The 22021-nt window shown below is 43.1% G+C and carries 20 protein-coding genes; all 20 read right to left on the reverse strand.

The annotated features are described in order from the left end of the window. Positions 1–169: IS200/IS605 family transposase (gene tnpA / locus BUA83_RS04875; RefSeq protein ID WP_144340504.1), on the reverse strand; the 169-nt coding region annotated here is incomplete at its 3' end. Positions 170–346: 177 nt separating this feature from the next. Further along, positions 347–1582, reverse strand: coding sequence for a methionine gamma-lyase family protein (locus tag BUA83_RS04880; protein ID WP_072935099.1), 1236 nt, complete (start codon positions 1580–1582; stop codon positions 347–349). Between the two features lie 36 nt (positions 1583–1618). Next, positions 1619–2632 (reverse strand): nucleoid-associated protein, encoded by a 1014-nt coding sequence (locus BUA83_RS04885; protein WP_072935100.1) that lies wholly within the window; start codon positions 2630–2632, stop codon positions 1619–1621. Between the two features lie 4 nt (positions 2633–2636). Next, a complete protein-coding gene (locus tag BUA83_RS04890) occupies positions 2637–3320 on the reverse strand; it encodes a hypothetical protein (protein ID WP_072935101.1) in 684 nt (227 codons plus the stop codon). 179 nt (positions 3321–3499) lie between these two features. After that, on the reverse strand, positions 3500–4702 hold the full coding sequence (locus tag BUA83_RS04895; RefSeq protein WP_072935102.1) for a PDDEXK-like family protein: 1203 nt from the start codon (positions 4700–4702) through the stop codon (positions 3500–3502). A gap of 42 nt (positions 4703–4744) precedes the next feature. Then, positions 4745–7435 (reverse strand): PolC-type DNA polymerase III, encoded by a 2691-nt coding sequence (locus BUA83_RS04900; protein ID WP_072935103.1) that lies wholly within the window; start codon positions 7433–7435, stop codon positions 4745–4747. A 12-nt stretch (positions 7436–7447) separates the two neighbouring features. Next, positions 7448–8383 (reverse strand): FtsZ/tubulin family protein, encoded by a 936-nt coding sequence (locus tag BUA83_RS04905; protein WP_072935104.1) that lies wholly within the window; start codon positions 8381–8383, stop codon positions 7448–7450. 35 nt (positions 8384–8418) lie between these two features. Further along, a complete protein-coding gene (locus BUA83_RS04910) occupies positions 8419–8655 on the reverse strand; it encodes a hypothetical protein (RefSeq protein WP_072935105.1) in 237 nt (78 codons plus the stop codon). A 32-nt stretch (positions 8656–8687) separates the two neighbouring features. Beyond that, positions 8688–9239 carry an HD domain-containing protein gene (locus tag BUA83_RS04915; protein WP_072935106.1) on the reverse strand — a complete coding sequence of 184 codons (552 nt, stop codon included), beginning with the start codon at positions 9237–9239 and terminating at the stop codon, positions 8688–8690. Between the two features lie 17 nt (positions 9240–9256). Then, on the reverse strand, positions 9257–10525 hold the full coding sequence (locus BUA83_RS04920; RefSeq protein ID WP_072935107.1) for an AAA family ATPase: 1269 nt from the start codon (positions 10523–10525) through the stop codon (positions 9257–9259). A 29-nt stretch (positions 10526–10554) separates the two neighbouring features. Further along, on the reverse strand, positions 10555–11247 hold the full coding sequence (locus BUA83_RS04925) for a hypothetical protein (RefSeq protein WP_072935108.1): 693 nt from the start codon (positions 11245–11247) through the stop codon (positions 10555–10557). Between the two features lie 4 nt (positions 11248–11251). After that, positions 11252–12241 carry a helix-turn-helix transcriptional regulator gene (locus tag BUA83_RS04930; protein ID WP_072935109.1) on the reverse strand — a complete coding sequence of 330 codons (990 nt, stop codon included), beginning with the start codon at positions 12239–12241 and terminating at the stop codon, positions 11252–11254. A gap of 148 nt (positions 12242–12389) precedes the next feature. Next, positions 12390–12965: an orotate phosphoribosyltransferase gene (gene pyrE / locus BUA83_RS04935; RefSeq protein WP_072935396.1), complete on the reverse strand. Its 576-nt coding sequence runs from the start codon at positions 12963–12965 to the stop codon at positions 12390–12392. Next, positions 12965–13684: an orotidine-5'-phosphate decarboxylase gene (pyrF, locus tag BUA83_RS04940; RefSeq protein WP_072935110.1), complete on the reverse strand. Its 720-nt coding sequence runs from the start codon at positions 13682–13684 to the stop codon at positions 12965–12967. Before pyrF ends, pyrE begins: the two co-directional genes overlap by 1 nt. 11 nt (positions 13685–13695) lie before the next feature. After that, positions 13696–14616, reverse strand: a complete 921-nt coding sequence (locus BUA83_RS04945) for a dihydroorotate dehydrogenase (protein WP_072935111.1) — start codon at positions 14614–14616, stop codon at positions 13696–13698. Then, a complete protein-coding gene (locus tag BUA83_RS04950; RefSeq protein ID WP_094756478.1) occupies positions 14613–15374 on the reverse strand; it encodes a dihydroorotate dehydrogenase electron transfer subunit in 762 nt (253 codons plus the stop codon). Before BUA83_RS04950 ends, BUA83_RS04945 begins: the two co-directional genes overlap by 4 nt. Continuing rightward, entirely contained in the window at positions 15361–18588 is a 3228-nt protein-coding gene (carB, locus tag BUA83_RS04955) for a carbamoyl-phosphate synthase large subunit (RefSeq protein ID WP_072935113.1), read from the reverse strand. Before carB ends, BUA83_RS04950 begins: the two co-directional genes overlap by 14 nt. A gap of 3 nt (positions 18589–18591) precedes the next feature. Then, entirely contained in the window at positions 18592–19656 is a 1065-nt protein-coding gene (gene carA, locus BUA83_RS04960) for a glutamine-hydrolyzing carbamoyl-phosphate synthase small subunit (protein ID WP_072935114.1), read from the reverse strand. Between the two features lie 15 nt (positions 19657–19671). Next, the gene (locus BUA83_RS04965) at positions 19672–20961 is read right to left on the reverse strand and encodes a dihydroorotase (RefSeq protein WP_072935115.1); all 1290 of its coding nucleotides are present in this window, start codon (positions 20959–20961) and stop codon (positions 19672–19674) included. Further along, positions 20958–21887, reverse strand: a complete 930-nt coding sequence (locus BUA83_RS04970; RefSeq protein ID WP_072935397.1) for an aspartate carbamoyltransferase catalytic subunit — start codon at positions 21885–21887, stop codon at positions 20958–20960. The genes BUA83_RS04965 and BUA83_RS04970 overlap by 4 nt, the downstream gene beginning before the upstream one ends. Positions 21888–22021: the final 134 nt, after the last annotated feature.

Here is a 22021-nt window from a genome sequence, read left to right on the forward strand (position 1 = left end):
ATTCTGCCTCAATAATTTTAACCTTTTTGCGTTCACACAAATCTCTCAAGATTTTTCCTACATCTTGTTTTAACTGGCGATAAATTGCCTGTCTACGATACTTTGGTGCAAAAACAATATGATATTTGCAACGCCATTTGCTATGTGATAAACTTTTCACGTCGTTCATCGACAAAACCTCCTATACTTTTTCTCCGCGGTTGCCAGACCACGCAGATTGTAGCATAGGAGGTTTTTTACTAAAAGAAATTTTTACTTACCACCAGCATAGCTGGTGGTTTAATATCGCCTATTCGGCTACCAATAAAAACTGCCGCATGTGAAAATAACACACGCGGCAATTTTTTTATTCTTTAATAACTTCGTTGGCTGCGCCAAGAATACCTATAACAGCATGCTCAAATGTCAGACCGCCCTGGAGATATACGGCGTACGGTTCACGCATTGGTCCGTCCGCGCTTAACTCGATTGACGCGCCCTGAACAAATGTTCCTGCGGCCATGATAACCTGATCAGCATATCCCGGCATATCCCAAGGCTCAGGAGCCGCAAAGGAATCTACCGGAGAATTGAACTGCAGACCGCGGCAAAATGCGATAAGATTTTTGGCATTTCCAAGCTCTATTGCCTGAATAATGTCCCCTCGTGCCTCTGTGGATTTCGGAGACGTATTAAAGCCCAGAGCCTCAAATACACCTGCAGCAAAGATTGCGCCCTTCACTGCCTGTGCAACAACATGCGGTGCAAGGAACAGTCCCTGGAAGATTAAACGGTTGTTCGCAAGGGAGGCCCCCAGTTCATCCCCCATTCCCGGAGAGGTGAGGCGGTAGGAGGCAAGCTCAACAAGCTTATCCTTTCCGACTATATATCCGCCGGTAGGTGCGATTCCGCCGCCCGGATTCTTAATAAGCGAACCTGCCATGATGTCGGCACCAACCTGTACAGGCTCTTTTATATCTATAAATTCACCATAGCAGTTATCTACAAAGCATACACACTCAGGATTAATTCCCTTAACTATGGAACAGATTTTGCTGATATCATCAAGGCTCAGCGGTCTTCGCATACTGTAGCCGCGTGAACGCTGAATCAAAACCATCTTTGTCTTTGCCGTTACCTTTTCAGGAATCAGGTCGTATGCCACCTTATTATCTACAATAGGAACCTCATCATAAAGAATTCCGAATTCCTTCAACGAACCCGGTGACGGATTATCATAACCGATAACTGTCTGCATTGTATCATACGGCTTGCCTGTGATAGAAACCAACTGGTCCCCCGGACGCAGTATGCCAAAAAGCACAGTTGCCAGTGCATGTGTTCCGGAAACAAAATGAGTGCGGACGAGCGCACGTTCTGCACCGAAAACCTCAGCAAACAACTCATCCAGCTTCTGGCGTCCGATATCGTCATAAGCATAACCTGAGGTAGTATTAAAATGTGCATCGGATACCTTCAGCTTTCGCATGGCATCCAGTACTTTTTTCGTGTTGATTTCAGAAACTGTATCTATCTGTTCGAACAAAGAGCTTGTTTTTTTCAACACATCCTTCTTGATTTCATCAAGTTTGGGAGAAAACATAAATATGGGTCGTCCTTTCTTGCTTGGGTATACGATTTAATTCAAGCGGTTGATTATATTTGAAATATTTTTCAAGGTTATATTCATAGTGCCGTTTTCCATTTTTTGAAACTCCAGAAAATCCGTGCTGTCAAAATACTCTACAGGGATGGATAATTCAATTCCTGTATCTGTTTTCAGCTTATGATTCACCAGTTTTTTCATTATAGGCTCTTTTTCAACCTTGATATTCTGGTCATCCTGGAAGCCTTTTTTACGAAGCTCCTCCTGAAATGCCTGCTGCAAAGCCGGCTGATCTGGAAAAACTGCAGCGGCAGTATCTACAGGGTTCAAAGTGTCCTTTGTTTCCAATTCCTCAGCTATTGCCGTTTTTACAGCATTGGTAGCATGAATTGCATTGCGGTTAAAGGATTCAGCAACCTTCTCCGCTGTTTTTTCCAGCGTGTGAATAGTTTCCTTAGGAGACGGAGCGGATGTACACTCAAGCAGCGCCTCTGAAAAGAGCTGAATTGTATTTCCGTCCAGTGAAAACTTCTTAGCTGAAATAGTGATTGCCATAGTCTGCAGATTGATAAAAGCAAACTCATCAATACTTTGATTCGGCTGAGGCAGAAAATCATTGTTTCTGACTATAGATGTCTGCAATTTACCGGACTCATCATATAAAACCTGATGAGTGAACTGAAATTTATTAGTAGTTCTGAAAATAGCCCAAAACGGTACTTCATTTGTTGAGAACTCACAAATAAAAAAATCAGATGCCGGCTGTTCGGCAGTCTGCTTTAACAAATCTGACCATTTCTGTGCAATCTCCTTAGACAAGGAAAGAAAATCCAGCTCATTTGAATTATACTTTCCAAGCAAATCAAGAAATTCACTGTCGGTGTGAAACGTCCCCTGCTTCGCCGTCTGCTTTGTAATGTGCTTCTCAATGTGCGAAGTCAAAAACTGAATTGCCGAATCAGAGAGCTCCAAAGGACTTTCTGACACAAGCAGAGTATTTGAAGCTATATCAAACAAATGCAAAACCGCATTTTGAATATTTATCATACATTCACTTCTTTTCTGCGCTCTCACGTATAGCGCTCAATGTTGGTCTTAAATACTTTTGGATATTTTCCTGAAGCTCTGCCAAAGAATACGAGTCAAATTCATAATTGATTACCGGAGCATCATTTGCACGTGAATCCACATAAAATTCATCCCTGAACATATTGTAGTAAACAACCAAATCACTGTTCAGCTCAAAATTTTCATAATCACAGACGATGTATGAACCGTTTGTTATCCTGATGGGCTGGTCCGGATGAATATATAAAGAGAAGCCTTCAAATTCTTGAGGAAGAATATCTTTGTAATCCCACTCAGTAATACCGGTTTGCTTTACAAGCAGGCTGACTGTTTTTGGATCAAAATGATTCATACCGTACATGATATCTTCCATATGCTCACGCAAGAGCAGCTCAAATTCATCTAATTTTTCAGCTATACACTCTATACTGCAAAACTCAATCATTCCGATTTTTTGGCTTAGCTTGTATTCAAATGTTGCTTCGTGGTAAAAAACAGTTATGCTGCAATGAGTTTCATCGTTGACGTAACTAAAAAGATTATAGATATCGTCTATAACCTCGTGGTCGTCCCGGTAATAGTAGCCCTGCAAAGTCTTAGGCAGATTTTTCATGTACTCCCAGTCCGCTATTTCCTTGTCTATGCGTTCCTGAGTTCCATCCTTCATGCTTTCACCTGCCCTGCTTCACGTTAATTTGCAACATTGATATTATACTAAGAAAGTTTGTCTGTGACAAACTTTCTTATAGACTGGTTAGGCTTTCGTTTGGTACATTTTGCCATTACAGGCAGTTTGTGCAATTTTGGCACAAACTGAATCCTGTTGTAGGTATATAAAATAATTGATTACGGGTTAATCAATCCGATTTTTGCTAAACATTCATCAACAACAGAAAAGAGTTCTTCCATTTTTTCTTTAAACCCATTTTCGTCAAAAAGTTTTTCATATTCTCCATCACAGCTTCGGAAATTACACTGCCGTTCTTTGTTGAAACAATATTTCCACCAGTACCAAGACTGACTGCTGCCATCATTATTGTCCTGCCAATATTTCCCCTTCTTAAAAAGGGATTGTTCATCAGCCGTTATCTCTGCATTCCATTTTGCCTCATCGTTCCACTTACATATCCCAAAATAAAAATTATCCCAAATCTCAAAACGAAAAGTATATTTTCCTTCTTCGAAAACGTAGTCGATACAAGGCAATGTATTTTTTCTCTGTTCATAATATGGTTCAACTAATTTTTTTGTTTCATACGTCAATATTTGTTCGCAATTAAGCCCTTTACCTCGCAGTGCCTCCATGTGTTTCGATAGTTCCCCAAATACCTTCTTCATCATTTGGATGCGTACAGTTATCAAAGAGATTTCTATTGCCTTGGCTGCTCGATAATTTTCACGCGATAAACATATTTCATTTGAAATATCCATAATATCTTTATCCCCTTCCTGAGATGTCATATACACAATCACTGCACGAAGTTGTTTTAATATGGTTGACACAGAAATAATTCTTTTGACATCTGAATTATCTAGGCACTTGTCAAGCCAAAAAAGGATATGATCTCTGAACGAAATGCAAATTATTTGCTCGTCGGTTAATGCTCTCTTGCTTTCAGGACTTGGTTCATGACAATCCAAAGTTAAGTAATATAATGGTGAGTTAACAGCGTATTCATAATAATCCGCACACTGCTCAGCTTGATCTTCAGCATAAATTTTAACTTCAATAGGTATAGCTTTATTATCGATGTTTAGGAATAAATCTATTCTGCGATTATTCTTAATCTGCTTTTCTCTGACAATAACAGCTTTTTCAACAGCCTCCTTATCAACATCTATCTGCAATACTTCACCACAAAACAATTTTAGGCAAATATTCGCGACAGGATTGCTTCCTCTCACATCTATAATTTCTTTTAATACCCGGCATATAGTTGTTTCTTTCCGCCAAATATTGGCGGCGAAAAAAATATTAAAATTTTCACCACTTGCTTTTCTCTGACTGTCAGATTCGCGTAGAATCTGTTTTACTTTTTCTAATAACATTTTTATAGCTACCTCCACTCGATTCTAATTCTGTGACCATATTTATGATTTACCATGTACTGCAAACAACGGTTTCATATATTTGTCGAAGATGATGAATTGCTCTGTGTCAGAGTGATTTGGATTTATAGGTTCTATTGTGAATCCACGCAAAAGCATTTCCAACGCAACTTGCAACGCGAAAAATTTTGCTAAAACAGGCTTCAACTCTTCGTACCTTTCCCAACTAAGCTTGCGTGAATCCTCTTCAAGATCAGGGTATTTGGCACTCAATTCAGAAATACGCTTTTTTACGGCTTCTTTCCCCACCGTAATAACATCAGCGTCAAACGCCTCGTCATAGACGGAGAAATACGCTGCATAAAATGCCGCCGGATAATGTACTTTGTAATAAGCGATGCGGTAAGCCATCATAACATAAGACGTTGCGTGGGCACGCGGAAAAAGGTATTTAACTTTTTGACACGCTTCAATGTACCATTCCGGCACGCCACTTGTTTTAAGCTGTTCTACAACGTCTGGTTTGAGTCCTTTACCCTTACGCGTACTCTCCATTGCTTTAAACGCTATCGAAGGCTCAATTCCTTTATGTATTAAATACATCATTATGTCGTCGCGTACAGAAATTGCATCGTGCATCGTGCAGATGCCATCGCGAAGTGCGTCCTGCATATTGTTCTCCCATATTTCCGTCCCGTGACAGAAACCTGAAATCTTGACAATGTCGCTGAAATAAGTCGGTTTTGTCTCGTCCAATATTTGTCTCGTATTCAGCGAGTAGAAGTTCGGTATACCAAATGTTCCTATCTTTGTTCCTAATTCCTCTGGCGAAACGCCAAGCGCTTCTGTAGATCGGAATATTGAAAGCGTCTCTGGATCATTAAACGGAATCGTCCTATGATTGCGATGGGTATATTCCTCCAACAGTTTAAGACATGTCGGAACTTTATGGGGTATAATGTCGAATTTCACAAGGCAGTGGCTAATGGAATGATAGTCAAAATGAGTTGTTACGACATCGGAGAACTCGAGTCGATCTTCGGGATGCTGCACTGGAGTAACCCAATTAACATCGATTTCCTGCGGTACAATATAAATCCCTGCCGAATGCACCCCTGTCGTCTTTTTCACTCCAACACATCTATTCACGATATATTGGATAAAGTTTTCGGACGGTGTTTCCCCTTTCTTATCAAAGTACTTTTGAATATAACGCCGCATCTCCGGTTCGCTTAGTGTCTCTATAGTACCGGCAGCATACACCTTGTCTTTCCCGAAAAGCCGCTCTATGTATTTGCAAAGCTCTGGACGTTCCTCGTCCGAGTAATTGATATCAATATCGGGTACTTTATCACCGTCATACCCAAGAAAAGCGGCGAAGGGGATATCGTGTCCATCCTTTATAAGAGGCTCTCCGCAATTGGGACAGTTTTTTTCAGGCAAATCAAATCCAGAGTTATATGTGCCATCGGTTATAAATTCACTATAATGACATTTTGTACAATGCCAATGCGGAGCAAGAGGATTTACTTCTGTAATGCCTGCTATAGTTGCAACAAAAGAAGCCCCGACTGAACCTCGCACAAAAACGGAATAGCCATCATCATTCGATTTTTTTACGAGCTTATGCGCAATCAAATACAGGCTTGAAAACCCATGTTTGAGTATGGGAGTCAATTCTTGGTCAAGTCGATTTTGTACAATTTCAGGAAGATTTTCCCCATACAACTCATGCGCCCGCTTATATGCCATTGTTTTGATTTCCTCGTCGGCATTAGGAAGTATCGAATCAAACAAATCATAGGGAATAGGTTTAATTCGTTCTATCATGTCTGCGATACGGCGAGAATTCGTCACGACTGCCTCATAAGCTGCTTCTTCTCCAAGATATTCAAACGCCTTCAACATCTCTTCCGTGGTGTGGAGGAAAAGGGACGGTTGCGGAATAGTTTCATCCGAGTCATTGTGAGCAGTCAGAACTTCAAGACAAATAGCATCCTCCGGGTGTAGAAAATGGACATCTCCAGTTGCGACCAGCAGTTTGTCTAGCTTTTTCGCCAATGCCGCCACCTTTCGATTGATGTCACGTAAATCTTCCTCCGTATTGATATGTGGAAATTCATTGCTACGTAGCAAGTGCGCGTAATTTCCAATCGGCTGAATTTCAAGATAATCATAGAAACGCGCAACCGTAATCAATTCTTCATCTTCGTAATGACAGGAAGCGATAGCGCGAATTAGTTCCCCTTCAGCTCCGGACGAACCCAGAAGCAATCCTTCACGATGTTCTTTCAATATACTTCTTGGGATTCTTGGAGCATAACGGTTAGAGTACAAATCTGACTGACTCACAATACAACGACCAAAAAACAAGTGCGATAAGGAAACAAGACGATACAAATTATGCAGCCCATCCATGTTTTTCGCCAAAATCGTGATATGGTTCGCACAGAGGTGCTGATAGTGGTCCTCTGTCAGAGCCCCTTCCATACCATAAATCACTTTAATGTCAAAGGGATTGTATTCGGCGGCATACATTGCATCGGGAAAAGCTTGTACGCTGCCGTGGTCTGTAATGGCAATTGCGTCCCAGCCCCAGTGTGATGCCGTTCGAATCAATTCCCTTACCGGGACAACAGAATCCATCGGCCCCATTTTTGTATGTACGCTAAGCTCCACGCGTTTGACTTTCGCGTTGTCATTTCGCGATTGAGCACAAACATTATCGCTCATGTTGATTCTCCTTTAATCATCATATAGCTTTTTAATTATTTTTCTTTCACAAAACAACGCAAAGATTATCAGCCTACTATCATCCAAAGAGTCATCAACATGTGCTGCAAAAAGCATATTCTGAGATTCTATTTTTTTGAGGATTAAATTCAGTCCCTCATTAACATCAAAGATTGATAACTTTTGGCGGGCACCGGACATACTGTAAATTACTAAATGACATTGGCTTAAATTTAAGCATATTTTCGTTGCTGACGATAGCAACGAATTAACAGTTTCTTCCGTAGTATTACCCTGTCCTATGCACGGCGTCATTTTCCCTGGATTTGAAAAAGAATTTCGTATGTCTGCCATATCAAGTCCAACTAACTTTTCCGAAAGATATAGATTCAGAATTTGTGTTGCTGTTTCAGCCATGAAATCAAGTTCTGTTTCGAAAATTTCAGGCTGAAGCTCACATTGTTGACGCAATATGTCTTTTGGCAGGTAAATTGCTCTTGTATTAAAAATATAATCATTCTGAGTGTTTATTCCGTTTGCGCTTTTTAGCAATGCGACAGACAAAATTTCATTATCATGTTCGAAATGATGTTGCCATGATTTGCGGTAGTAACGAGAGAATGGTTCATAGTTTCGCTCTGATTCGGCTATTGAAGACACCATTTGAGCGGAAAAGGCATCTGTTACATCAGCGACGATAACCAACATAATGCTGTTTTGTATCGTATTATGAAGCTCGAACTGCTGTCCTGATGTATCAATAGCACCTTCGCAGACTATCGTGAATTCACTCTCATGTCCCGATATTTGCAACTTGTCCGACACGACTGCACATAGTTTCAAATCTTTACGCTGCTTTTCGCGAAGTCGTGACAGAACCTGCACACCTAAATCGCCTATACCAATTATTGTCGTAGAATCCAGCATTTCATCAGGGAGTTCTATCATGATGGTGCTCCTTTCAACCCTTTAATTCTTATTGATCATGCAGCTTTTATATCTCTACGCTTTGGAGACTCAACAAACTTATCATAAAAGTGCTTCCAATCCGACTCGTCGAACTCGACATAAAAAGTTGGAACCACTTTCGTTCTCATTTTCTTTATGATATATGGGAACGTCCATTTATCCTTGGCGATTAGATGCAATATACGCCCGCCGAAATTAAATGCACGGATACGCATCAGCAATCGTTTGCTCCTATTGTCTTTATTGGTCATTAAAATTTCTCCTATGAACTTCAAATAACGATTTATTTTTCTACTACCATGCAGCTCCAAGTATCCGCATATTGCAGAAGCAGAGTCAGTCGTTCCTCGTGCATTGCAACACTTCGATTATCTTCCACATACTGCCCATCATGGTAAACGATAGCCTGCGCTTCCTCTTCCGTCAACGGAAAACGCGGTGCAATCAGATACAAGCTGCGAATTGGAACACTCAAATAGACGAGGTCATTGTTCCAGTAGTATGGCTGTTTCCATTTACTGTCCGGTGGATTCTTGATATACAACGGATTCTTTGGCATACCGGCCTTGCCTAAATCATGCAGCAGTGCGACAATAACGCAGCTTTCGTCACTGATGTCAGGCGCTAGAGCTGCTTTGATTTTAAGCATATTTTCCGCTACATTTACACTATGCTCTAAAAGACCACCTTCTTTACAAAGATGAAATTTCGTTGAGGCCGGAGCTGTAAGATATTCAGTTTCTGTCTCTATGAACCGCATAAGCTCAACAAATTCTGCCCAACGCTTTTCAACTTTTCCTTTCAATAATTCATAGCGTTCTGTTAAATCAGTCATACTCTCACTCCTCATTCTTAGGCACATTTTAGATGTCGTTCTCTTATATTCTGTATCTCACGGAATGTTACAGTTTTATGTTCAACCAGAGCTTCTATCATCGCATCCAGAAACTCTCTGTTCTCAATAAGAATTTGTCGTGCACTTCGGTAATATCTTGCAACCTCAGAAGCAATCATTCTGTCCTTTCGCTCTAGTAAATACTGTGAAGAATTACGTCCTTCGAACATATCGAACCCTAACGTACAATCTGGATCTACGAACTCTGACACCAAATTAAACACTTTGCCCATGTCTGAATTACATCCAACATCTGCTACACCATATAAAATTTCAATAGCAGCTTTTCCGCCAAGTCCTGAAAGAATGTTATTTTCCTGCAGCTTCTTTGAGAGGAAATAACCTTTTGGTGTGTATAATTTCGTAATACCTTCAGTACATCCGGTGTGTCTGCAGACAGAAGTCAAAGTTACACTCCCCGGATTTAACACCTCTGCGACAACGGCATGGCCGGCTTCATGCACAGCTATTTTTCTCGTATCAGCGTCATCACTGGGATTTATGCACTCAGGTGAGTCAAACAGCATACGCATGATTGCTTTGATAATATCGCCATGTGTTATTCTTTCCCGACCATCAAATCCGGCATAAATTCCTGCTTCATTTATTACCGTTTCCAGTTTGGCACATGATTGTCCTTCCATGAGACGGACTAATTCATTTACATCTACGTCATCCATGATTTGTTTACGTCTGAGGAAGTGCTTTATAATGTGCTCAGAATATTTTTCATTTGGAACATCTATTGAAATCATTTTGTCAAATCGTCCTGCTCTAATCAGTGAATCAGGAAGGCAAAATTTATCATTTACGGTAGCCAGAACAAAAACATCATGTCCTTTGCATTCATCAATACAAGACTGTACTGCTACATATTCTTCAGCATTTCTGTGTGATGCATCTTCATTTGCAAATTTATCCATATCGTCCAGAAACACGATAGATGGTGTTTCTTTCTTTGCTTTATCAAAGGTTTCTTTTATGTAATTTACAAAATCACCATTAGGTTTTTCCTTGCGTACCGTAAAAGCTTTACATCCTGCCTCAGTGATAAAGCAATTGGCCATGAGAGTTTTTCCAAGCCCTGGATTTCCCGATAACAGCAGCCCTCTTGGCAATGTTACTCCAAGCTTCAGATATTTTTCCTGATTTTTGATTACATCTGCGAAGCAGGCCAGCTCTGCTTTTATGTCATCATAGCCTATAATTTTGTCAAAAGCATTCATAACAAACCTCCAAACTAGGTCAGCCCATCTTATCCTCTGGAGTTCACATTAAGACAAATACCTTGTAAACAAGCTTCACGCGACAGCACTTCATATACTTGTTTTGAGTTATAGCCACCTTTTGCTGATGGATGACGTATACCATACACTTTAAGAGGAGCTTCTAAAGCGATATCACACGAACCATGCTTCACCCCTGAGGCATATTCGTATACATTGATTTTATTCATTCTTCCTCCGATCGAAGGAAGTTTTATTTCATCATAAGTATCCTGATCTTTATTAGACGCTGCCGGAAGATTCCAAAATGTAGCCTTTGTAAAACAAACGATTACAGAAATCCGATTTTGATTCACAAAAGAAAACAGCTCATTATTATACTCAGTTCTGTTAAAATTCATAAAATATCCTGATTTATTTGTATCCCCTTTTCCGCATAGCACTGGAACATAGTTACCAAAGAAGACCTTTCCATAGAATTCCTTACTTCTTTCATGTGTATATCCGAATGACTCTGCAATTCGATCAAAAAAGCGATGCCAATTCTCGAATCCTTCAGAAAGTTCTCGATGGGACAAATAACTTTCAACGACTTCCGCTGTTGTATAAGAACTAACCTTACCTACATCACCATCATTGTTCTCGTCATAATGAGATTCACCCAATATCAATATTCTATTTGTTTCTGGGACATTATTTCCTTTCCACTCACCGGGATACATAATATCACTCCTTTAAATATTTTTTTAACATAGTTCGAATATCGTCAACTATCTGATTTCTCAGAGTATCCGGTTCAAGAATTTCCACTGAATCACCATATTGAAGAGCCCAATATTTCATCGCCTGTACGTTGCATTTCAGTATCACCGTAATAAACTCATCGTCTTCTTCTGTTATGCGAAAATCTTTACCAAACCAATCAATCAGTTCATCCATCAAATATTTTTCTGCTCTGATTTTCACGGTTACACTCTCACCGCCGAACATATAAATATGCTCTGCCATGTGCTTGGGTAAAGTCCAGTCTGTTGTAAAATCTTTGACATCACTCTTAGGCTTTACCGTGTCGGGCAGTATTTCGACGGAAGTAATGCGGTCAATGCGATAATGCGATATATTATCGTACTTGTCGTAGTTACCAATCAGATAATATCTTCCGTTATTTGCTACCATCTGATATGGATTAACAATGTAGGGTTCTTTGCGTTTAGGATGCAGCTTAAAATCTGTACCGTATGAGTTGTAGATAAAGCTGACTTTTTTCTTAGCTTTAATGGCTTTATTCAGGTCATTCAGCGTAAGCATGACCTGTTTATTATCAGAGTGAAATAAAGCAGGAAGATTTGATACATGAGGAACCGTATCTTTAAAATATTTGTTCCCTAATCCTATTAACTTCTCAATTAAACGTTTCGACTGCGCTTGAGAGAGAATTTTTGAGAATAGAACACTGTCAATCAGCATTCGCAGCTCTGCATCGTCAAAGTCTCTTTCGGACAAGTAACATTTTCGCGAGGTGAAAATGTCATAGCCCATATCCTTAAGTGCTTCAAGATTGTTATGAACGGAGCGGCGGTCACATTTCACACCGTATTGAGTCCATAGGTTATTGATAATTTCCTGTTGAGTTAAACGGTGTTGTTCATCTGTATGCTCCTTTAATATTTCTAATATCAGCATGGGTAAAAGTTTTTTACTGCCTCCTGCATACATTTCTTAACCACCTCCATCTCTTTTCTATACATAGTATACGACAACCAATGTGAAAAAATTTACCCATAAGAGTATACTATCGTTAAAATGCGCACTAAAAAATCCCAACCGGAGTATTTTCCGATTGGGATTTTTCATTATGTTTCAATTATTTTCCTGTTCTTCCGCGCTTTGTCATAGGCACATCTTTCTCGCAAAGCGGGCAATGGTCGGGCTGGTATGTTTCGACGGTCAGGTTCAGCAATGCTTTATGCGGTACGTCGCCGAAGCTGACTTTGCCGCCGCTGCGGTCTACGAGCATTCCGACAGCTACAGGGATGCCGCCCTCAGCTTTTACTACGTCGATTACTTCCTTTACAGAGCCGCCCGTTGTAACGATATCCTCAACAATCAGGACACGTTCACCCTTTTCAAGATGGAAGCCTCTGCGGAATGTCATGTGTCCATTTTCACGCTCCGTGAAAATAGCACGGGTTCCAAGAGCTTTTCCTGTCTCATGTGCGAGCAGGATGCCGCCCGTCATAGGTCCGACAACTGTATCTATTTTCTCATCCTTGAAACGTTCTGCCAGTTCTTTGCAAAGGATTTCAGTATATTCAGGGTGCTGAAGGACATTGAATTTTTCAACATACATCGGGCTGTGAAGTCCGGACGTCAGCAAGAAGTGTCCTTCCATAACAGCGTTGGTCTTTACGAATATGTCCTTAATCTGTTCTTCTGTCATCATTTTACAGCATTCTCCATTTCTTCCAGTATTTTGAGCGCCGCCTGTCTTGGGTTTTCAGCAGCACGAATCGGCCTGCCGATTACGAGGTGTGTTGCTCCGTTCTGCAGCGCAGCGGCAGGAGTCGCTATACGGCTCTGGTCGTTGATATCCGAGCCTGCCGGACGTACTCCGGGGGTAACGATAAGGAAATCATCCCCGCAAGCCTGACGTATCATGGTAGCCTCCTGAGGAGATGCTACAACTCCGTCCATTCCGGCTTTTTTAGCCAGCTTCGCGAGCCTTACAACTCTGTCGGATATAAGGTCAGTATTCCCCATGTCCTTCCAGTCCTGCTCATTCATGCTTGTCAAAACTGTGACAGCAATCAGCTTCGGCGGCTCGATGTTCAGCTTTTCAGCCTCCTGCCGGATTTTGTCGGCAGCAGTTTTCATCATCGTATATCCGCCGGAGGCATGGACGTTAAATATGGATACGCCGTGCTTCATCAGGGAACACAGTCCTTCTGAAACCGTGTTCGGAATATCGTGGAGCTTCAAGTCCAGGAATATGTTTTTATTCTTTTCCTTCAGGTAATCGATTACTCCGGGGCCTGCGCTGTAATAAAGCTCCATTCCTATTTTGTAATAGGAAACGGCATCACCAAGCTCTTCCACCAGTTTTTTTACGTCATCAAGGGTATGTACGTCCAAAGCGACGATTAAACGGTTGTCAGCCATCCTGCACCTCCTTAATCCATTTTCAGTTTTCCGACAAGCTCAGAGATATTGGAGAGATTATTTTTTTCAAGATAATCGTCCAGGCCCTGTATTATTTTTGTTGTCGCGTACGGGTCAACGAAATTTGCAGTACCTACAGATACTGCAGAAGCACCTGCAAGGAAGAATTCAATAGCATCTGCTGCTGTGGATATTCCGCCCTGCCCTATAATCGGGATGTTGACTGCCTGCGCAGTCTGCCATACAAGACGAAGCGCAACGGGTTTTACACACGGACCCGAAAGTCCGCCTGTGATGTTTCCAAGGACCGGCTTCCACGTCTTGATATCAATAGCCATGCCCATGAGCGTGTTGATCAGTGAAAGCGCGTCTGCTCCAGCATCTTCGCATGCTTTGGCGATTTCGGTTATGTCGGTGACATTAGGCGACAGCTTCAGTATAACAGGCTTTGAGGTATGTTTCTTCGCTTCCCGTACAACGCTTGCTGCAGCCTTCGGGTCTGTACCGAAGATAATGCCTCCATCCTTTACGTTGGGACAGGAAACGTTTAATTCAATACCTGCTACTCCGTCAACATCAAGCTTTTCTGCCAGAATTCCATATTCTTCGGCTGAGCCGCCGGATATATTGACGAAAATGTTCATGTTGTACTTCGCGATACGGGGCAGCGTTTCATTTAAGAAAACGTCTACTCCCGGATTTTCAAGACCGATGCAGTTTAACATTCCTGCAGGAGTCTCTGCGATTCGTACTCCGTCATTTCCTCTTCGGGGTAATAACGTTGTACCTTTGACAAATACTCCGCCAAGCTCATCCAGATTAAGAAAATCTGCAAACTCTTCGCCAAATCCAAAGGTACCTGAGCTTGTCATCACCGGACTTTTCATAGGAATTCCGAGAAGTGTTGTTTTCAGTCTTGAGGATTCATTCATATCTGAACCTCCTCCGCCCAGAAAACAGGGCCGTCTTTGCAGACTTTTTTACGCTGTCCGTCCTTTGTGTCTACTGCGCATGACAGGCAGGCACCCAGACCGCATGCCATTCTCTTTTCCAGTGAAACCTGGCATGGAACATCATATTTCGCAGCAATGTCAGAAATCAGCTGCATCATGATTCCGGGGCCGCATACTGCAACAAGATCGTATTTTGTATCTGTCAAAAGCTGCGGCAAAAGGCTTGTGGTAAAGCCTTTTGTGCCGACAGAGCCGTCATCCGTTGTGATGAAGATATTGTTCGCATAGGGACGGAAATATTCTTCCCAGAAAATCTCCTGTTTATTTCTGCCCCCCATCAGAATATCTGCTTTTCCCTGATAAAAGCGGGCAAGATACAATAACGGCGCAAGTCCCATTCCACCGCCTACCAGCAGCGGGCGTTTTGCATCAGTTTTGAAGCCGTTTCCCAAAGGGCCGAGCACGTTCAGTAAGTCACCGGATTTTACCGAGGTGAGGGCTTTTGTGCCTTCCCCCAGTACACGGTAAAAAACAGTAATGGATTTATCCTTTACATCGGCAATACCAAAGGGACGGCGAAGAAGCAGCATCCCCTTGTCGACTCGTACCTGTACGAACATCCCGGGTTTAGAATATGCGGCTATTTCAGGGCAGAGCAGCTCAAGACGGAATACATCTTCGCTGACCTGCTCGTTTATTATTACAGAAGCATCAACTGCAATCTTAGGCAAGGCCATCACCACCACCGACATAATCCTGCAATGCCAGCGCATATACAAGACGACGCTCTTTCATAAAGGACAGGACACGCAGTACCTCCCAAGCTGTATCCAGGGATGTGAGGCAGGCGATACCATGCTCAACTGTTGCGCGGCGAATCTTGAATCCGTCTTTTGCCGAGTGCTTGCCCTGAGTCAGCGTGTTGATTACCATGCCAATCTGTCCGTTTTTGATAAGCTGTATGATATCGGTGCTTCTCTCATGAACTTTTCCTACGACATCGGCATCTATTCCGAGGGAGTGTATTGCCTTTGCTGTTCCCTCTGTTGCAATTAGCTGGAAGCCAATCTCAGAGTATGCTTTTGCAAGCTGCTTCATTTCAGCCTTGTCTTTATCCGCGACAGTGAAGAGGATTTTTCCTTCTGTCGGGACATTCATTCCGGCACCTGTAATCGCTTTGTAAAGCGCACGGGCATAGTGATAATCTATACCCATGACCTCGCCTGTGGATTTCATTTCAGGCCCGAGGGAGATATCTACATCCTGCATTTTTGCGAAGGAGAATACAGGCGCTTTGACTGCTACATACGGACGCGGCTGAACAAGTCCGGATTTGAAGCCCATGCTCTTGAGGGTTTCGCCCATAGCTACCCGTGTAGCAACATTCACCATTTTTACGTCCGTGATTTTGCTCAGGAACGGTACTGTACGGCTGGAACGCGGATTAACCTCGATTACATAGACTTCATCGTTTACAACAACATACTGGATGTTGAGCAGACCTTTAACGTGAAGGTTCAATGCCAGTCGTTTCGTGTAATCAATGATTGTATAAATAACCTTCGCGGAAAGTGTCTGCGGCGGGTATACGGCGATACTGTCACCGGAGTGTACGCCTGCTCTTTCGACGTGCTCCATGATACCGGGGATTACAACATCTATTCCGTCGGAGATTCCGTCGACCTCGACCTCTGTACCCTCCATATATCTGTCTACCAGTACAGGATGGTCAGGGGTTACTTTGACTGCACGGCTCATGTAGTCACGAAGCTCGTCTTCGTTATATACGATTTCCATGGCACGTCCGCCGAGAACATAGGAAGGACGAACCATGCACGGATATCCGATATCCGCAGCGCCCTTGAATGCTTCTTCTACAGTCGTGACGCTGATTCCACGCGGACGGGGAATCTGTGTCTGGTTGAGTACTTCATCGAAGCGCTCACGGTCCTCTGCGCGGTCAATTCCGTCGACAGATGTACCGAAAATCTTTATGCCTGCCTTCTGCAGGGAAGATGCGAGGTTGATTGCAGTCTGTCCGCCAAACTGTACAATAACACCCTCCGGCTCCTCCTGGTCAATGATGTTGAGAACATCTTCCGGAGTCAGCGGCTCGAAGTAAAGACGGTCGGAGATATCGAAGTCTGTACTTACTGTTTCAGGGTTGTTATTGATGATGATAGCTTCAATTCCCATTTCCCTGAGTGCCCAGACGGAGTGAACCGAGCAATAGTCGAACTCGACACCCTGTCCGATACGGATTGGGCCGGAGCCTAAAACTATTACCTTACGTTTCTTGGAGGCGGTAACTTCATTTTCTGTCCCCTTATAGGTTGAGTAGTAATACGGCGTTGCAGCTTCGAACTCGGCTGCGCACGTATCAACCATTTTGTAGCAGGGAATGATGTTCATGGATTTACGCAGTGTGCGGATTTCATCCATTGTTTTACCGCAGATTTCAGCAATTGACTGGTCTGCAAGACCAACATCTTTTGCTGCTCGCATGAGCGAAGGCGTAATTCCGTCTTTACCTATCTGTATTTCGATATCTGTTATATTTTTTATTTTCTGCAGGAACCATTTATCTATCTTTGTAATGGCATGTATTTCATCAATATCTGCAATTTCGCGTCTGAATGCCTCTGCTATTACAAAAAGTCTCTGGTCATTTATTTTATACAGGTTTTTCCGAACCTTTTCATTGTCCCAGCCGTCCATTACATCCATATGCAGACGGTTTACGCCGATTTCAAGCGAGCGGACTGCTTTCAGAAGTGCTCCTTCGAAGTTGCGGTCGATAGACATAACCTCGCCTGTAGCTTTCATCTGAGTGCCCAGTGTATGGTCAGCGTAGACAAATTTATCGAAGGGCCAGCGTGGGAACTTGACAACACAGTAGTCCAGCGACGGCTCGAAGCATGCCTTGGTTTTCTGTGTTACGGCGTTCGTAATTTCATCCAGGGTGTATCCGATAGCAATCTTTGCCGAAACCTTTGCAATCGGGTAGCCTGTAGCCTTGGAAGCCAGAGCTGAGGAACGGCTGACACGCGGATTGACCTCAATGACGTAATACTGGTTGCTGTTCGGGTCCAATGCGTACTGGGCATTACATCCGCCCTCAATACCAAGCTCGCGGATAATGCGAAGGCTGGCACTTCTAAGCATCTGATACTCATGGTCTGACAATGTCTGAGATGGAGCAACAACCACGCTGTCACCCGTATGAACACCGACAGGGTCAACATTTTCCATGTTGCAGACTGTGATGCAGTTATCGTTGCCGTCGCGCATGACCTCGTACTCAATTTCTTTCCAGCCTGCGACGCTGCGCTCGATAAGTACCTGCCCGATCATACTGTATTTGAGACCTTTGATAACAATCTCAATCAGTTCTTCTTCGTTATCGGCAATACCGCCGCCGGTTCCGCCCATAGTATATGCAGGACGGACGATAATCGGGTATCCGATTTCATTTGCAAAGCTGACTGCGGACTCAACATCCTCAACAATCGTGCTTTCCGGGATAGGCTCACCGAGCTTTTTCATTGTCTCCTTGAAAAGCTCACGGTCTTCAGCTTTTTCAATGGCTTCCAACGGTGTGCCAAGAAGCTCTACTCCGTATTTTTCAAGAACACCCTTTTCCGCTAATTTTACGGCCAGATTTAATCCTGCCTGTCCGCCAAGCGTTGCCAAAAGGCCGTCCGGACGTTCTTTGCTTATGATTTCCTCAAGAAAATCAACGGTAAGCGGTTCAATATATACACGGTCAGCTATATGAGTATCAGTCATTATTGTTGCCGGATTGCTGTTTACCAGAACAACTTCAAGACCTTCTTCTTTCAATGCACGGCAAGCCTGTGAGCCTGCATAGTCAAATTCAGCTGCCTGACCAATGATAATCGGTCCTGAACCGATAACCATAACCTTTTTTAAGTATGCTTTTTTCGGCAAAATTTATTCCTCCTTTGGCAGCATGGATACAAATTGATCAAATAAATATGTGTTGTCCGTTGGTCCCGGAGATGCTTCCGGATGGAACTGTACAGAGAAAATAGGAAGCTTTGTATGACGCATTCCCTCAACTGTACCATCATTTATTGAGCGATGTGTAACCTTTAACGGAAGACCTTCCAGTGAGGCCTCATCAACAGCGTAGCCATGATTTTGGGAGGTTATATATACACGTCCGGTTTCAAGGTTTTTGACAGGCTGATTGGAGCCGCGATGTCCGAATTTTAATTTGTATGTGTTTGCTCCCAGTGCCAATCCCAAAATCTGATGACCAAGGCAGATTCCGAACATTGGCTTTTTGCCAATCAATTTTTTAACATTTTCAATTACATCAGGTATATCCTTGGGGTCTCCCGGACCATTGGACAGGAAGATTCCATCCGGATTCAGGTTCATTATTTCCTCAGCTGTTGTATTCGAAGGAACAATAGTCAGATTACAGCCCCACTGATGCAGCGAATCGAGGATATTCTGTTTGATTCCGAAGTCCATGACTACAACATGAGGACCGTCATTTTCCATTTTATATACATTCGGTGTTGTTGCTTCGCTTACTACTTCCTTTTTGATAGGTACAGCAAACAGCTCGTCAATTTCTGTTTTTGCGGCATCCTCCGGAACGATGATTCCCTTCATTGTACCTGCTGCACGGATATGCTTTGTAACAGCTCTTGTATCTACATCATACAGGCACGGGATTCCCTGCCTGGTGAGGAAGTCACTGATCTCCGTTTCAAGGTGCCAGTTGCTTCCATTGTCACATAACTCCCCGATGATAAAACCATTAACGAAGGATTTCCGTGACTGCATAAAAATATCTGCTATACCGTAGTTTCCGATAAGAGGATATGTTAATGTTACAATCTGTCTGCAATATGAAGGATCGGTCAAAATTTCCTGATACCCTGTCATTCCTGTATTAAATACAACTTCGCCGGTTGCCTTCATGTTGTTAAGAAGCTTACCATTAAAAACTGTTCCGTCTTCTAATATAAGTTTTCCGTTCAACCGCAGCGCCTCCAATCAATCTATTACCTTGCCGTCACGCATTACAATTTTTCCGTCAACCATTGTCAGGACAGCACGTCCGACAAGCTCGCGTCCGGCAAACGGAGAATGCGTTCCTATCGTATAAAATTCGGATTCGTCCACCGTCCACTCCAAATCCGGATCAATGACCGTTACATCTGCCGGTGCTCCTACGCTCAGGCTGCCGCCTTTGAGATTAAAGATGCGGGCAGGTGCTGCGGTCATTTTTTCGATTAACAGCGGCATTTCGATTTTTCCTGTTTTTACAAGGTCAGTAATCAAAACGCCTACTGCAGTTTCAAGTCCAGGGAATCCGCTTGGTGCAAGGCCGTATTCCTGATCCTTTTCTTCCTCAGCATGAGGTGAATGATCTGTTGCAATCATATCAATAGTACCGTCCTTGAGACCCGCGCACATTGCATCAACGTCCTTCTGGCTGCGGAGCGGCGGATTTACCTTTGTATCACTGTCGCGCAAATCCACGCATTCATCTGTCATTGTCAGATGGTGCGGCGTGACCTCGGCTGTTACCTTTACTCCGCGCTTCTTTGCCTGACGAACGATGTCTACAGCGTTTGCGGAGCTGATATGAGCAACATGTACACGTGCATCTGCATATTCAGCAAGCATAATGTCTCTGGCAACAGCAATATCCTCTGCGACCGTCGGGCGGCCCTTTACTCCGAGCATTGCACTTCTATGACCTTCGTTCATCATGCCTTCCTCGACAAGACTTGACTCTTCATCATGATTGATGATGACTTTATCAAAAGCTCTCAGGTAATCCAAGCCATTGAGAAGCATTTTTGCGCTTTTGACATAATGGCCATCATCAGAAAAGGCAACTGCGCCGGATAAAGCCATATCCCCGACCTCAGCCAGTTCCTTGCCCTCCTGTCCTTTTGTCAATGCTCCGATTAATTCGATATGAACCTTGCTCACCTGATTTGCGCGTTCCTGCAGGCTTCTGATTAATGCTGCGTTATCAACAACAGGCTTTGTGTTCGGCATAGAAGCTACTGTTGTAAAGCCGCCGGCAGCTGCCGCATTTCCACCGGTTCTGAAATCTTCTTTTGCTTCCTGACCGGGTTCACGGAAATGAACATGCATATCAATGAGTCCCGGAGTGACGATTTTTCCGATTGCATCTATTTCATCAGCGTCTTTATCTTTAATCGACTTGGCAATTTTTGCGATTTTCCCGTCTTCAATTAAAACATCGGCAATTTCATCAAAATGATTCGCAGGGTCAATCACACGCCCGCCTTTAATAATCTGCTTCATGCCTGTTTGCCTCCTGTCAAGACTAAAGTCAAAAGTGCCATACGAACAGCAACACCGTTCTGTACCTGTTCCTGGATGGCGGAATGGTTACCGTATGCGACATACGGTGAAATCTCAAGACCTTTATTCATCGGACCGGGGTGCAGGATAAGAACATCATCCTTTGCAAGAGCAAGGCGCTCATTGTTTATACCAAAGATTCGTGCATATTCACGGTTCGACGGGAACAATCCTGCTTTCTGACGTTCAAGCTGAATTCTCAATACCTCTATAGCATCCGCGTCTTTAATCGCATCTTCGATTCGGTCATGGATAACAATTCCCGGCTCTTCCGACAGGAAGCGCGGCAGAAGGGTTTTCGGGCCTGCAAAATGCAGTTCTATTCCCATTTTGCGCATACCCCAGATATCCGAACGGGCTACACGGCTATGAAGAATATCGCCAAGTACAGCGACCTTCAGTCCCTCCAGGTGACCTTTATGCTCAAGGAGTGTGAACAGGTTCAGAAGTCCCTGTGACGGATGAGCATGAGCGCCATCTCCTGCATTTATGATTACCGGGTGATTGACAACCTTTGTGGCATATTCAGCAGCACCCTCCTGCTTGTGGCGCATAACAATAGCATCGAAGCCCATTGCCTCTACTGTAAGCAGTGTGTCGCGAAGGCTTTCGCCTTTTACGATACTGCTGGTTCCTGCCGTTATATTAACGACATCTGCTCCAAGGTACTTACCTGCTGTCTCAAATGAAGTTCTTGTTCGAGTGCTCGGTTCATAGAATACTGTTACAATAGACTTTCCACGTAATGTCGGTACCTTCTTGATGTCACGATGAATGATTGTTTTCATCTCTTTTGCGGTCGACAAAACTAGTTGAATTTCTTCCGGGCTGAAATATTCCAAGCCCAGAACATGTTTTCCACGCATTGATATTGCGTTTTTTTCCAACCGAATCAGCTCCTTAACATTTTTTCATAAAAAAAGCTTTCTCATGCGAAGGCATAAGAAAGCTATAATTAACCATATAGTACACCTATAAAAGGCAAGCTCCTCTTATCAGC

The organism is Schwartzia succinivorans DSM 10502, assembly GCF_900129225.1.
Classification (GTDB): domain Bacteria; phylum Bacillota; class Negativicutes; order Selenomonadales; family Selenomonadaceae; genus Schwartzia; species Schwartzia succinivorans.